At 73.0% G+C, this 16,244-nt stretch carries 1 protein-coding gene; it reads left to right on the top strand.

The genetic code is table 11. The annotated features are described in order from the left end of the window. Positions 1–16,147, top strand: a 16,147-nt coding sequence (locus tag NQU54_RS01295; protein ID WP_372505740.1) for a type I polyketide synthase, incomplete at its 5' end; no start/stop codon positions are given. Between the last annotated feature and the right edge of the window lie 97 nt (positions 16,148–16,244).

Raw genomic sequence — 16,244 nt, 5'->3', positions numbered from 1 at the left:
GCTGCGCCGCCGTGGCCTGCGTGCGATGGCGCCGGATCTGAACCTGGTCGCCCTTCAGCGGGTCCTGTCCCGCCCGGAAACCGTCGTCACGGTGGCGGATGTCGACTGGGAGCTCTTCCTGGCGACGTTCACCGCGGTGCGGCCGAGTCCGCTGCTGGCCGAGCTGTCGCGGCCGCGGGACGCCGGTGGACGGGAGGCCGGCGGACGTGGTGAGGGCGGGCGCGAGTCGGCTTCCGCGCTGGCCGAGCGGCTGCTCGGGCTGCCCGAGGCGGAGCGGACGCGGGCACTGCTGGATCTGGTGCGTACCCATGTCGCGGGGGTGCTGGGTCATGCCGATGTGGCGGAGGTCAGCGCCGAGCGGGCGTTCCGGGAGATCGGTTTCGACTCGCTGACCGCGGTTGAGCTGCGAAACGGTCTGAACGCGGCCACTGATCTGCGCCTTCCCGCCACGCTCATCTACGACTACCCGACGCCGGTCGCCCTTGCCGACCATCTGTTCAGCGAGCTTCTGGGCGGGCATACGGCCGCCGCCGGCGGCGGCCCGGCGGTGGCGGATGCCACGGTGGCCGATGACGAGCCGATCGCGATCGTGGCGATGAGCTGCCGGTTCCCGGGCGATGTGGGTACTCCCGAGGAGCTGTGGCGGCTGCTCATGTCCGGTGCGGACGCGATCTCGGGTATGCCCACGGACCGGGGCTGGGACCTGGAGGCGCTGTACGACCCGGACCCGGATCAACCGGGCACCTCGTACGCCCGTGATGGTGGATTCCTCCATGACGCGGCGGAGTTCGACGCGGCGTTCTTCGGGATCTCGCCGCGTGAGGCCCTCGCCATGGATCCGCAGCAGCGGTTGCTGCTGGAGACGTCCTGGGAGGCGTTCGAGCGGGCCGGGATCGACCCGGCGACATTGCGCGGTTCCACGGCCGGCGTTTTCGTCGGCACCAATGGCCAGGACTATCTGTCGGTACTGCTGGACGGTGAACAGGACGGCGTCGACGGCCATGTGGGCACGGGCAACGCGGCGAGCGTGATCTCGGGCCGGCTGGCGTACACCTTCGGGCTGGAGGGTCCGGCCCTCACCATCGACACCGCCTGCTCCTCCTCGTTGGTCGCCCTTCACTCGGCGGTCCAGGCGCTGCGCGCCGGTGAGTGCTCCATGGCGCTGGCCGGTGGGGTGACCGTGATGTCCACCCCGGGCGCGTTCATCGAGTTCAGCCGTCAGCGGGGGCTCGCGCGGGACGGCCGGATCAAGGCGTTCGCGGCGGGTGCGGACGGCACGGGCTGGTCCGAGGGTGTGGGCATGCTGCTCGTGGAGCGGCTGTCGGACGCGCGGCGCAATGGCCACCCGGTGCTGGCGGTCGTGCGTGGTACGGCGGTGAACCAGGACGGTGCGTCGAATGGGCTGACGGCGCCGAACGGTCCGTCGCAGCAGCGGGTGATCCGGCAGGCGCTGGCGAATTCGGGTCTGACGGCGTCCGAGGTGGACGCGGTGGAGGCGCACGGTACGGGTACGTCGTTGGGCGACCCGATCGAGGCGCAGGCGCTGCTGGCGACGTATGGCCAGGACCGTCCGGAGGACCGGCCGTTGTGGCTGGGGTCGGTGAAGTCGAACATCGGCCATACGCAGGCGGCGGCGGGTGTCGCCGGTGTGATGAAGATGGTGCTGGCGATGCGGCATGGTGTGCTGCCGCGTACGTTGCACGTGAACGAGCCGTCGCCGCATGTGGACTGGTCGGCGGGCGACATCGAGCTGCTGACCGAGACGCGGCCGTGGCCGGAGACCGGGCAGCCGCGTCGTGCGGGCGTCTCCTCGTTCGGCTTCAGTGGCACCAACGCGCATGCGGTGTTGGAGCAGGCGCCGCTGGACGGGGCGGACCCGGCCGGGTCCGCGGCCGAGGGGGACGGTCCGGCGGTGGATGTGCTGCCGTTGGTGCTCTCGGGCAAGACGCCGGAGGGGCTGCGGGCGCAGGCCGGGCGGCTGCGCGACCATCTCGCGGGAGAGACCGGGTCCCGGCTGGTGGATCTCGGCTTTTCCCTGGCCATCGGCCGGTCGGCGCTCGAAGAGCGGGCGGCGGTGGTCACGGACGGCCGGGACGGGTTGCTGGCCGGTCTGGAGGCGCTTGCGGAGGGCCGTACCGCCGCCGGGGTGGTTCAGGACTCGGTGACCGGTGGCCGGGTGGCGTTCCTGTTCACGGGGCAGGGGAGTCAGCGGTTGGGGATGGGGCGTGAGTTGTACGAGGCGTATCCGGTGTTTGCGGATGCGTTGGATGAGGTGTGTGCGGAGCTGGACGCGCATCTGGATCGGCCGTTGCGGGATGTGCTGTTCGGGGATGATGCGGCGGTTCTGGATCGGACGGGTTTCACTCAGCCCGCGTTGTTCGCGGTCGAGGTGGCGTTGTTCCGGTTGGTGGAGGCGTGGGGTGTCAAGGCCGATTTTCTGTCCGGGCATTCGATTGGTGAGTTGGTGGCCGCGCATGTGGCGGGTGTGTTGTCGCTGGCGGATGCTGCGGTGTTGGTGGCGGCGCGTGGTCGGTTGATGCAGGAGTTGCCGTCGGGTGGTGCGATGGTGGCGGTGCAGGCGTCGGAGGACGAGGTGGTGCCGCTGCTGACCGAGCGGGTGAGCATTGCCGCGCTGAACGGGCCGACGTCGGTGGTGATCGCGGGTGATGAGGACGTGGCGCTGGAGATCGCGGCGTTCTTCGAGGCGCAGGGTCGGAAGGCCAAGCGGCTGACGGTGAGTCACGCGTTCCATTCGCCGCGGATGGACGGGATGCTGGAGGCGTTCCGTGAGGTGGCCGAGGGGCTGACGTACGAGGCCCCGCGGATCCCGATCGTGTCCAATCTCACCGGTGCCGTGGTGTCGGCGGAGGAGGTCACGAGTCCGGACTTCTGGGTGCGCCATGTGCGGGAAGCCGTCCGCTTCCTCGATGGGGTGCGGGCTCTGGAGGCCAAGGGTGTCGCTACGTTTGTCGAGTTGGGTCCGGATGGTGTGCTCACCGCGGCGGCGCAGGAGTGTGTGACCGGTGAGGGGGCTGCCTTCGTTTCCGTGCTGCGCAAGGAGCGTGGCGAGGCGGAGTCGCTGACGACGGCCGTGGCGCGGGCGCATGTGCGTGGTGTGGCGGTGGACTGGGCCGCGTTCTACGCCGGAAGGACTGCGACGCAGGTCGAGTTGCCGACCTACGCCTTCCAGCGGCAGCGGTTCTGGCCGAAGGTCTCGTCGCTGTTCCTCGGTGATGTGGCCGCCGTGGGTCTGGGCGAGGCGGGGCATCCGCTGCTGGGGGCGAGTGCTGAGCTGCCGGACGCGGACGGGATGCTGTTCACCGGTCGGCTGGCGCTGTCCACTCATCCGTGGCTGGCGGAGCACACCATCCTGGACACGGTTCTGCTGCCGGGCACCGCTCTTGTGGAGTTGGCGGTCCGGGCCGGTGACCAGGTGGGTTGTGACCATCTGGAAGAGCTGACACTGGAAGTGCCGTTGGCGCTGCCCGAGCGGGGCGGTGTGCAGCTGCGGCTCGCCGTCGGCGCCGCCGACGGCGCGGGCCGGCGGCCGTTGTCGCTGCACTCCCGGCTGGAGGGGCTGCCGGTCGAGGAGCCGTGGACCCGGCACGCCAGCGGTGTGCTGTCGTCCGGTGGCACGCCGGAGGCGTCGTTCGAGCTGAGCGCATGGCCTCCGGCGGACGCGGCCGAGGTCGAGCTCGACGGCCGCTATGAGGGCTTGCTGGACATCGGTTTCGCGTATGGGCCGGTGTTCCGGGGGCTGCGCAGGGCGTGGCGGCGTGATGGCGAGATCTTCGCCGAGGTGACCCTGCCCGAGGACGCGGTGGAGGAGGCGGGCCGGTTCGGTCTGCATCCGGCGTTGCTGGATTCGGCTCTGCACGCCGTGGGGCTTGAGGGGCTGGGCAATACCGGCGGGGAGGGGCGGCTGCCGTTCGCGTGGAGCGGGGTGTCGCTCTACGCGAGTGGGGCTTCGGCACTGCGGGTGCGGTTGGCGCCCGTCGCGGGTGACGGGGTGCGGCTGGAGATCGCGGACGCGGCCGGCGCGCCGGTCGCGGCGGTCGAGGCATTGCGGTTGCGTCCGGTCTCGGCCGAGCAGCTTCGGAGCGCGCGTACGGAGTATCACGAGTCGTTGTTCCGCCTGGAGTGGATCGAACTCGCGGGTGCCGCCGCCGCGGGCGGTGGCCGGTGGGCGGTGCTGGGCTCCGACGACCTCGCACGCGGTGCGGCGGGCGCGGGCGCCGAGGCCACCGTGTACCCGGATCTCGCGGCGCTGACCGCGGCGATCGAAGCCGGTGCGGCCGTACCGCGGGTCGTGCTGGTCGCACCCTCCGCACAGGCCGGCGGGGACGTGGCCGGTGCCGCGCACCGGGCCGCCGCCGAGGCGCTGGCGCTGGTGCAGGCGTGGCTGGGCGACGAGCGGTTCGCGGACACCCGACTGGCTGTGCTGACCTCGGGGGCGCTGGCCACCGGGGCCGATGAGCCAGTGGCGGACCTGGCGGGCGCCGCGGTGCGGGGCCTGCTGCGTTCGGCGCAGTCCGAGAACCCGGACCGCTTCGTCCTGATCGACGTCGACGGCCGTGCGGACGGATTCGCCGCCCTCCCCGCGGCGCTGGAGAGCGGCGAACCCGATATCGCGGTCCGGCTGGGTGTCCTCAGGATTCCGCGGCTCGCCCGTGCCGTGTCCGTGGCCGAGAACCGGGCCCCGGAGTGGAACCCGGACGGCACGGTGCTGGTGACCGGTGCCGCCGGCTCGCTGGGCGGTCTGTTCGCCCGGCGTCTGGTGGCCGAGTACGGGGTACGGCATCTGCTGCTGGTGAGCCGTCGGGGCGAGGCGGCGCCCGGTGCCGCCGAGCTGAGCGCCGAGCTGGCCGGTTCGGGCGCGGAGGTGCGCTGGGCGGCGTGCGATGTGGCGGACCGCGAGGCGCTGGCCGAGGTGCTGGCGGCGGTTCCGGCCGGACATCCGCTGACCGGCGTGGTGCACACCGCAGGTGTGCTGGACGACGGGGTGATCGGATCCCTGACGCCGGAGCGGCTGGCCGGGGTCCTGCGGCCGAAGGTGGACGCGGCCTGGAATCTGCATGAGCTGACCCAGGATCTGGACCTGACGGCGTTCGTGCTGTTCTCGTCGGTCGCCGCGGTGTTCGGCAGTCCGGGGCAGGGCAACTACGCCGCCGCCAACCTCTTCCTGGACGCGCTGGCGCAGCACCGTGCGGCGCGTGGTCTGCCCGGCACCGCCCTGGCCTGGGGCCTGTGGGCCGGCGGCGGTATGGGCGACACGCTCGACGAGGCCGATATCGCCCGGATGCGGCGGGCGGGACTTCCCCCGCTGCCCGTGGCGGAGGGCTTGACGCTCTTCGACACCGCGCTGTCCGTGGGCGAGGCGTCCCTGGTGGCGATGCGGGTGGATCTCGCGGGCTTGCGCACACAGGCCGCGGCGGGTGCGATCTCACCGCTGTTGCGCGGTCTGGTGCGGGTGCCGGCGCGGCGTGCGGTGGATGCCGCGGCCGGGGCGGGCGAGCCGGACCTGACGCGGCGGCTCACCGGGCTGCCGGAGCCGGAGCGGGAGCGGTTGCTGCTGGACCTGGTCCGTGGGCAGGTGGCGGCGGTGCTCGGATACGCGGGTACGGAGGCCATCGGACAGGGCCGGGCGTTCAAGGAGCTGGGCTTCGATTCGCTGACGGCGGTCGAACTGCGCAATCAGCTCAATGCGGCGACCGGACTGCGGCTGCCCGCCACCCTGATCTTCGACTACCCGGATCCGACGGCCCTCGCCCGCCATCTGCGCACCGAGCTGGTGGGCGATCAGGCGGACGAGGGCGTGGCGGCGCCCGTGACGGCCGTGGCCGTCACGGGCGACGATCCGATCGTCATCGTCGGCATGAGCTGCCGCTACCCGGGTGGGGTCACCACCCCCGAGGAGCTGTGGCGGCTGGTCACGGATTCCGTGGACGCCATCTCCGACTTCCCGGCCGACCGTGGCTGGGATCTGGACGGGCTGCTGAGCGACGACCCCGACAAGGCGGGCACCAGCTCCACCGGGCAGGGCGGTTTTCTCCACGACGCGGCCGAGTTCGACCCGGACTTCTTCGGCATCTCGCCACGTGAGGCCCTCGCCATGGATCCGCAGCAGCGGCTGCTGCTGGAGACGTCCTGGGAGGCGTTCGAGCGCGCGGGCATCGACCCGACGGCGATGCGCGGCAGCAAGACCGGTGTCTTCGCCGGCGTCATGTACCACGACTATCTGTCCCGCCTGAACGCCGTCCCCGAGGGGCTGGAGGGCTATCTGGGCACCGGCTCCGCGGGCAGTGTCGCCTCCGGCCGGGTCGCCTACACTTTCGGCCTGGAGGGCCCGGCGGTTACCGTCGACACGGCGTGTTCGTCGTCGCTGGTGGCCCTGCACCTGGCGGCGCAGGCGCTGCGCAACGGCGAATGCTCGCTCGCCCTGGCCGGCGGTGTCACCGTCATGGCCACGCCGGAGACCTTCATCGACTTCAGCCGTCAGGGCGGTCTGTCGACCAGCGGCCGCTGCAAGTCCTTCGCGGCCTCGGCGGACGGGACGGGCTGGGCCGAGGGTGCGGGCATGCTGCTGGTGGAGCGGCTGTCGGACGCGCGGCGCAATGGCCATCCGGTGCTGGCGGTCGTGCGGGGCACCGCGATCAACCAGGACGGTGCGAGCAATGGTCTGACCGCGCCGAACGGCCCGTCCCAGCAGCGCGTCATCCGGCAGGCGCTGGCCAACTCCCGCCTGACCACCGCGGATGTCGATCTGGTGGAGGCGCACGGTACGGGGACGACGCTGGGTGACCCCATCGAGGCGCAGGCGCTGCTCGCCACGTACGGCCAGGGCCGCCCCGAGGGCCGGCCGCTGTGGCTGGGGTCCATCAAGTCCAACATCGGTCATACGCAGGCCGCCGCCGGAGTCGCGGCCATCATCAAGATGGTCATGGCGATGCGCCACGGTGTGCTGCCGCGGACGTTGCACATCGACGAGCCCACCCCGCATGTGGACTGGGCGGCGGGCGATATCAAGCTGCTGACCGAGGCCCGGTCGTGGCCGGAGCTCGACCGGCCGCGCCGGGCGGCGGTCTCGTCGTTCGGTGTGAGCGGTACGAACGCGCACGCCGTCCTGGAAGCCCCGGCCCCGGAGGAGATCCCCGCCGCCGGTCCGGCGGCGGAGCCGCCGGCGGTGCCCTGGGTCCTCTCGGCCAAGTCCGAGGCCGCCCTGCGGGGTCAGGCCGGACGGCTCCTGGCCCATCTCGGCACCCTCCCCGAGCCGGACACCGCGGACGTCGGCTACGCGCTGGCGACGGGCCGGGCGGCGCTGGAGCGGCGCGCGGTGGTCGTCGGCGCGGACCGGGACGGGCTGCTGTCCGGCCTGGCGGCGCTCGCCGAGGGGCGTACGGCGGCCGGACTGGTCCGGGGCACGGTGGCCGAGGGCGGCAAGGTGGCGTTCCTGTTCACGGGGCAGGGGAGTCAGCGGTTGGGGATGGGGCGTGAGCTGTACGAGGCGTATCCGGTGTTCGCGGATGCGTTGGATGAGGTGTGTGCGGAGCTGGACGCGCATCTGGATCGGCCGTTGAAGACGGTGCTGTTCGGGGATGACGCGGCGGTTCTGGATCGGACGGGGTTCACTCAGCCCGCGTTGTTCGCGGTCGAGGTGGCGTTGTTCCGGTTGGTGGCGGCGTGGGGGCTGCGGGCGGACTTCCTGTCCGGTCATTCGATCGGTGAGCTGGCGGCGGCCCATGTGGCCGGTGTGCTCTCGCTGGCGGACGCTGCGGCGTTGGTGGCGGCGCGTGGCCGGTTGATGCAGGAGTTGCCCGGCGGTGGGGCGATGATCGCGGTGCAGGCGTCGGAGGACGAGGTGGCGCCGCTGCTGACCGAGCGGGTCTCGATTGCCGCGCTGAACGGGCCGACGTCGGTGGTGATCGCGGGTGATGAGGACGCGGCGGTGGAGATCGCGGCGTTCTTCGAGGCGGAGGGCCGGAAGACCAAGCGGCTGACGGTGAGCCACGCGTTCCATTCGCCGCGGATGGACGGGATGCTGGAGGCGTTCCGCGAGGTGGCCGAGGGGCTGACCTACGAGGCCCCGCGGATCCCGATCGTGTCCAATCTGACGGGTGAGCTGGTCTCCGTCGAGGAGATCACCACCCCCGACTTCTGGGTGCGCCACGTCCGGGAAGCCGTGCGCTTCCTCGACGGCATACGCACCCTGGAAGCTCAAGGTGTCACCAGCTACGTGGAGTTGGGTCCCGACGGTGTGCTCACCGCGATGGCTCAGGAGTGCGTGTCCGGCGACGCCGCTCCCGCCTTCGTCTCGGCGCTCCGTAAGGGACATGCCGAGCCGGTCGCGCTGACGGCCGCCCTCGCCGCCCTCCACACCCGGGGGCTCGCCGTGGACTGGCGGGCGTTCTTCGCCGGTACGGGGGCCCGTGGGGTCGAGCTTCCGACGTATGCGTTCCAGCGGCAGCGCTTCTGGGTGGAGGACCCGGAGGAGGTCCGCGAGGCCGCCGCGGCGGTGGATTCCGTGGACGCGCGGTTCTGGGAGGCCGTGGAGCGCGAGGATCTGGAGGCCCTCGCCGGGGCGCTCCAGTCCGAGGACGCGGACGCCGACGCGCTCTCCTCGCTGGGCGCCGTCCTGCCGATGCTGTCCTCGTGGCGCCGCCGCCAGAGCGAGCGGTCCACCGTGGACGCCTGGCGCTACCAGGTGATCTGGAAGCCGGTGGCCGCGCGCGCCGAGGGGACGCTGACCGGCCGCTGGCTGGTCGTCACCAGGGCCGAGGCGGCGGACGGCCCGCTGGCCGAGGAGGTCGTACGGACGCTGTCGGCGCGCGGCGCCGAGGTCCAGCGGGTCGAGCTGACCGCCGGGGACCGTACGGGCATGGCCGAGCGGCTGCGCGAGGCGGTCGCCGACGCACCGGTGGCCGGCGTGTTCGCGCTGCCGTCCCTCGCCCAGAACGCCGAGAACGCCGACGGGCTGGTCCGTACGGCCGCCCTGGCGCAGGCGCTGGGCGATCTGGGCGTGGCCGGGCCGCTGTGGGTGGCCACGCGGGGCGCGGTCTCGACCGGCCGGTCCGACAGTCCGGTGGACCCGTGGCAGGCCCGGGTCTGGGGCCTGGGCCGGGTCGCCGCACTGGAACTGGCCGAGCGGTGGGGTGGTCTGGTCGATCTGCCGGAGTTGGTGGATGACCGGGCGCTGTCGCGGCTCGCGGGCGTGCTGGCCGGTGGCGAGGGCGAGGACCAGGTGGCGGTGCGCGCCTCCGGTGTCTTCGGGCGCCGGCTGAGCCGGTCGGCCAAGACCGGGCGTGGCCGTGACTGGCGGCCGGGCGCGGGTTCGGTGCTGGTGACGGGTGGCACGGGTGCGCTGGGTGCGCATGTGGCCCGTTGGCTGGTCGACCGGGGTGCCGAACATGTGGTGCTCACCAGTCGCCGTGGCCTTGAGGCTCCCGGCGCGGCCGAACTGCGTGATGAGCTGAGGGAGTCGGGCGCCCAGGTCACCGTTGCCGCGTGTGATGTGGCCGACCGGGAGGCGCTGGCCGGGCTGCTGGCCGACCTCCCCGGCGAGTTCCCTTTGACGGCGGTGGTGCACGCGGCGGGGGTGTTGGACGATGGTGTTCTGGAGTCGTTGACGCCTGAGCGGTTTGTCTCGGTGCTGCGGGCCAAGGCCGATGCCGCGGCTTGTCTGCATGAGGTGACGCGGGATCTGGATCTGACGGCTTTCGTTCTGTTCTCTTCGTTCGCGGGCTCGATGGGTGCGGCGGGTCAGGCCAATTACGCGGCTGCCAACGCTTTCCTGGACGCGTTGGCCGAGCGGCGTCGGGCCGAGGGCTTGCCTGCCACGTCGGTGGCCTGGGGACCGTGGGCCGAGGGTGGGATGGCCGCGGACGATGCGCTGGAGCAGCGGATGCGCCGTGGCGGTGTGCCGCCGATGGCGGCGGAGCTGGCCATCGCCGCGTTGCAGCGCGCCCTGGACCTGGACGAGACCGCGGTGACGGTCGCGGACATCGACTGGGCGCGGTTGGCTCCCGGCTTCACCGCCTCGCGGCCGAGCCCGCTGTTGCTGGAGCTGCCCGAGGTGCGTACCGCGCTGGAGGCCGAGGGCTTGCGGGCGGCGATGACCGGCGGCGAGGACGAGTCTTCGTTGGTCCGGCGGCTCGCGGGGGTCCCGGCGGCGGAGCGTGAGCGGCTGCTGCTGGATCTGGTGCGTTCGGCTGTGGCTGATGTGCTCGGTCACTCCGATGCGGAGGCGGTGGAGGCCGACCGGGCGTTCCGGGAGCTGGGTTTCGATTCGCTGACCGCTGTGGAGCTGCGCAACCGGCTGAACACCGTGACCGGGCTGCGGCTGCCGCCGACCCTGGTGTACGACTACCCGTCGTCCTCGGCGGTCGCCGTTCACCTTCGTACGGAGATCCTGGGTGAGGAGGACGCGGCCGGGGCCGTGGGCGGTGTGCCGGCCACGGCGGTGGCGGTCGCCGATGACCCGATCGCGATCGTGGGTATGAGCTGCCGTTTCCCGGGCGGGGTGGACAGTCCGGAGGAGCTGTGGCGGCTGCTGGTGTCGGGTCAGGATGCGGTGACGGAGTTCCCGGCCGACCGTGGCTGGGATCTGGAGTCGCTGTATGACCCGCAGGGCGCGGGCGAGTACACCAGCTATGTCCGTGCGGGTGGATTCCTCTCCGACGCGGGGGACTTCGACGCGGCGTTCTTCGGTATTTCGCCGCGTGAGGCGCTTGCCATGGATCCGCAGCAGCGGTTGCTGCTGGAGACGTCCTGGGAGGCGTTCGAGCGGGCGGGGATCGATCCGACCACGCTGCGCGGTCAGCAGGTCGGTGTGTTCGCGGGCACCAACGGCCAGGACTACATGTCGCTCGTGCTCCACTCGCCGAACGGCGACGACGGGTTCCTGGGCACCGGCAACGCGGCGAGTGTGCTGTCGGGCCGGGTGTCGTACGCGTTGGGGCTTGAGGGTCCTTCGGTGACGGTGGACACGGCGTGTTCGTCGTCGTTGGTGGCGTTGCACTGGGCGGTTCAGGCGTTGCGGGCGGGTGAGTGCTCGTTGGCGTTGGCCGGTGGTGTGACGGTGATGTCGACGCCGGGTGCGTTCGTGGACTTCAGCCGTCAGCGTGGTCTTGCGGCGGACGGCCGGATCAAGGCGTTCGCGGCGGGTGCGGATGGCACCGGCTGGGGTGAGGGCATCGGCATGCTGCTGGTCGAGCGGCTCTCGGACGCGCGGCGCAACGGCCATGAGGTGCTCGCGGTCGTCCGTGGCTCGGCCATCAACCAGGACGGTGCGTCCAACGGCCTGACGGCGCCGAATGGTCCGTCGCAGCAGCGGGTGATCCGGCAGGCCCTGGCGAGCGCCGGGCTGTCGACGTCCGAGGTGGACGCGGTCGAGGCGCATGGCACGGGGACGACGCTGGGTGACCCGATCGAGGCGCAGGCGCTGCTGGCCACCTACGGCCAGGAGCGGCCGGAGGGGCAGCCGCTGTGGCTGGGCTCCATCAAGTCCAACATCGGGCACACGCAGGCCGCGGCCGGCGTCGCGGGTGTGCTGAAGATGGTGCTGGCGATGCGTCACGGTGTGCTGCCGCGGACGCTGCACGTGGACGAGCCGACCCCGCATGTGGACTGGTCGGCGGGCGAGTTGGAGCTGCTCACCGAGGCCCGGCCGTGGCCGGAGACCGGCCGTCCGCGCCGGGCCGCGGTGTCCTCGTTCGGCATCAGCGGAACCAACGCCCACACCCTGCTGGAGCAGGCCCCGGCTCCGGAGGAGCACCCGGTGTCCGCCGCTCCGGCGGTGGTACCGCCCACGGTGCCGTGGGTGCTCTCGGCCAAGTCCCGGGCCGCGTTGCGGGGGCAGGCTGAACGGCTGCTGGCCCACCTCGGCGGCGAGTCCGCACCGGCCGCCCTGGATGTGGCGTACTCGCTGGCCACGACCCGTGCCGCCCTGGACCACCGGGCCGTGCTCACCGCCGAGGGCGGGGACGGGCCGCCGGCCGGTCTCGTCGCGCTGGCGCGGGGCGAGTCCGAGGTGCCGGGCCTGGTCGAGGGTTCGGTGGCCGGTGGCAAGGTGGCGTTCCTGTTCACGGGGCAGGGCAGTCAGCGGCTCGGCATGGGCCGTGAGCTGTATGAGTCCTTCCCGGTGTTCGCGGACGCGCTGGACGAGGTGTGCGCACATCTGGACGCGCATCTGGAGCGGCCGCTGCGGGATGTGCTGTTCGGGGACGACGCCGAGGCGCTGGACCGGACCGGCTTCACCCAGCCCGCGCTGTTCGCCATCGAGGTGGCGCTGTTCCGGCTGGTCGAGGCGTGGGGCCTCAAGGCCGACTTCCTCTCCGGTCATTCGATCGGTGAGCTGGCCGCCGCCCATGTGGCGGGTGTGCTCTCCCTCTCCGACGCGGCGAAGTTGGTGGCCGCGCGTGGTCGGTTGATGCAGGCGCTGCCCACGGGCGGTGCGATGATCGCCGTTCAGGCGGCGGAGGACGAGGTGGCGCCGCTGCTCACCGAGCGCGTGTCCATCGCCGCGCTCAACGGGCCGACGTCGGTGGTCGTCGCGGGTGACGAGGACGCGGCCGTCGCGGTCGCGGCGTCGTTCGAGGCCCTGGGCCGTAAGACCAAGCGGCTGACGGTCAGCCACGCGTTCCATTCGCCGCGTATGGACGGGATGCTGGAGGCGTTCCGCGAGGTGGCCGAGGGGCTGACGTACGAGGCCCCGCGCATTCCGATCGTGTCCAACCTCACCGGAGACGTGGTCTCCGGTGAGGAGATGGCGACCGCCGGCTTCTGGGTGCGTCACGTCCGCGAGGCGGTCCGCTTCCTCGACGGGGTGCGGACGTTGGAAGCCCAAGGTGTCACCAGCTACGTCGAGTTGGGCCCCGACGGCGTCCTCACCGCCATGGCGCAGGACTGCCTGAAGGAGCCCGACGCGGCCGAGCCGCTGTCCGCGCTGCGCAAGGGCAGGCCGGAGGCCGAGGCGGTGTCCGGCGCCCTGGCCCGGCTGTACGTCCGTGGTGTGGCGGTGGACTGGGAGGCGTTCTTCGCCGGTACGGGCGCGCGGAAGGTCGCGCTGCCGACGTACGCGTTCCAGCGCAGCCGCTACTGGGTCGACGCCCTGCTGGGCCTGGACGAGGTCGCCTCGGCCGGGCTGGGCTCGGCCGACCACCCGCTGCTGGGCGCGGCGGTGGAGCTGCCCGACGCGGACGCGTATGTGTTCTCCGGCCGGCTGTCGCTCGCCTCGCACACGTGGCTGGCGGATCATACGGTCGCGGACACGGCCGTGCTGCCCGGCTCCGCGTTCGTGGAGCTGGCGGTGGGCGCCGGGGACCATGTGGGCTGCGCGCTGCTGGAGGAGCTGACCCTGGAGGAGCCGCTGGTCCTGCCGGAGCGCGGCGGGGTGCGGCTGCGGGTGACGGTCGGCGAGCCGGACGACGCGGGCCGCCGTCCGCTGGCCGTGTACGCGCGTCCGGAGGCGTCGGACGCGGACCGGCCGTGGACCCGGCACGCCGCCGGTGTGCTCGCCTCGGGCGGGGCCCCGGCGGCCGGCGCCGAGCCGTTGTCGGTGTGGCCGCCCGCCGACGCGGAGGCGGTGGACACCGACGAGCTGTACGCGGGCATGGCGCGCGCCGGGCTGCTGCACGGCCCGGCGTTCCAGAGCCTGGAGCGGGTCTGGCGGCGTGGCGAGGAACTGTTCGCGGAGGTCCGGGTCGCGGAGGAACGGCGGCCCGAGGCCGCCCGCTTCGCCCTGCACCCGGCGCTGCTGGACGGCGCGCTCCAGCCGCTCGCGCCGGGCGCGGGCGGTGCCGCGGTGGCGCGGTCCTGGCGCGGGGTGAGCCTGTACGCGGTCGGCGCTGAGGCGCTGCGCGTCCGGCTGGCGCCGGCCGGGGACGGCGCGGTGTCGCTGCTGGCGGCCGATGAGACGGGTGCGCCCGTGGCGTCGGTGGCCACGCTGGTGACCGAGGCGCTGGAGGTGGACCGGATCACCGGCGGGGCCACCGAGGACCGCCGGGATTCGCTGTTCCGGATCGACTGGGCGCCGGTGGCGGGCGTGGGGACCGGGCCGGCGGCCGTGGAGACCGGGTCGGCGTCCTTCGCCGTCCTCGGCGGCGATGAGCTCAAGCTGAGCGTGGCCCTGGAGACGGCCGGGTCCGGCGTCACCGTCCACGACGACCTCGGCTCGCTGAACGCGGCGGTCGAGGCGGGCGGGCCCGTGCCGGACGCCGTACTGGTGCCGTTCCCGCCCGAGCCGGGCGGTGCGGAAGGCGGTCTCGCCGCCGGTGCGCACGCGGCCGCTCACCGCGCCCTGGGCCAGGTCCAGGAGTGGCTGAACGGCGGGCGGCCCGGCGCCGCCCGGCTGGTTGTGGTCACCCGCGGCGCGGTGGCCGCGGCCGGTGACCCGGCGGTGGCGGACCTGGTGAACGCCCCGGTGTGGGGTCTGCTGCGGTCCGCGCAGACGGAGAACCCGGATCAGTTCGTCCTGCTCGACGTGGACGGCGAGGTGTCCTACCCGGCGATTCCGGCGGCGCTGGACTCGGACGAGCCCGAACTGGCGCTGCGCGCCGGGACGGCGTACGCACCACGCCTGGCCAGGGTCGAGGCGACCTCGGCTACCGCGGCAACCAGGACCGTCGGCGCCACCGAGGCCGTCCAGGGCATCGGCGTCCCCGGGAGCGCCAAGGCCACCGGGGCCATTGGTGCCACCGGGGCCGCCAAGGCCAACGACGCTGCCGACGCCGTCCAGGCCATCGGCGCCGCCAAGGCCATCGACCCGGACGGCACGGTGCTGATCACCGGTGCCACCGGCGGTCTGGGCAGGCTGTTCGCCCGCCATCTGGCCACCGCGCACGGCGCCCGCCATCTGCTGCTGACCAGCCGCAGCGGCCCCGCCGCCGACGGCATGGCCGAACTGGTCGCGGAACTCGCCGAGTTGGGCGCCGAGGCCACCGTCGCCGCCTGCGACGCGGCCGACCGGGAGGCGCTGGCCGGGCTGCTGGCCGGGATTCCCGCCGACCGTCCGCTGACGGCCGTGGTGCACACCGCAGGCGTCCTCGACGACGGTGTCGTCGACATGCTGACGCCCGAGCGGGTGGACACGGTGCTGCGGCCCAAGGTCGACGCGGCGGTCCATCTGCACGAGCTGACCCGCGACCTTGACCTGTCCGCCTTCGTGCTCTTCTCGGCCGCGGCCGGCACGCTGGGCGGCGCGGGCCAGGGCGGCTACGCGGCGGCGAACGTCTTCCTGGACGCCCTCGCCGGACACCGCCGGGCCACCGGCCGTACCGCACTGTCCCTGGTGTGGGGCATGTGGGCCGAGGAGCGGGGCATGGGCGGCCGGCTCGGCGAGGCCGACCAGCAGCGGGCGGCGCGCGGCGGGGTGCTGCCGCTCTCCGCCGAGGAGGGGCTCGCCCTGTTCGACGCGGCGCACGCCGCGGCCGGCGACCGGGCGGTGCTGGTGCCCGTACGGCTGGAGCCCGCCACGCTGCGCGCGGCCGCCGCCACCGGACAACTGCCGCCCCTCTACCGCGGTCTGGTGCGCACGCCCGTGCGCCGCGCCGCGACGAGCGCCTCCGCCGCCTCGGAGGCCGTGGCGGAGACCGGGGAGGGCACCCTGGCCCAGCAGCTGGCGCGGCAGTCCGAGGCCCAGCGACAGCGGACCGTACTGGACCTGGTCCGCCGTCAGGTGTCCGCCGTCCTGGGCTACGCCTCGAAGGAGCAGGTGGGCGCCGAGCAGGCGTTCAAGGAGCTGGGCTTCGATTCGCTGACCGCGGTGGAACTGCGGAACCGGCTGAACGCGGCCACCGGGCTGCGGCTGACGGCGACGCTGGTCTACGACTACCCGACACCGGTCGCGCTCGCCCACCATCTGCGCCGGGAAGTGGCGCCGGAGGCCGACTCCACCGGGGCGTCCGTACTGGAGGAGCTGGAACGGTTGGAGAACAGCCTGTCCACGCTGACGCCGGACGCGCTGGAGTCAGTGGCGGAGGACGAGACCGCGCATGCGAACATCGCGGTGCGCCTCCAGACGCTGCTGGCGAAGTGGAACGACGTGCGGCGCGCCACGGACGAGACCGGGGCGGACGCCGGGGCGGACGCGTTCGAAGAGGCCAGCGACGACGAGCTCTTCGACTTCATCGACAAGAGGTTCGGCAACGGCTGAAACGCGGCAGCGACCCCACCCGAACCCCCCCGACGATCCACAGCATCGCGAATAGGTGAACGTCCATGGCGACTCCGAACGAAGCCAAGCTCCGCGA

Origin of the sequence: Streptomyces malaysiensis subsp. samsunensis (genome assembly GCF_024519315.1) — a bacterium.
Lineage (GTDB): Bacteria > Actinomycetota > Actinomycetes > Streptomycetales > Streptomycetaceae > Streptomyces > Streptomyces malaysiensis.
Note: the sequence above shows the minus strand (reverse complement) of the source record. Positions and strands in the feature narration are given on the sequence as shown.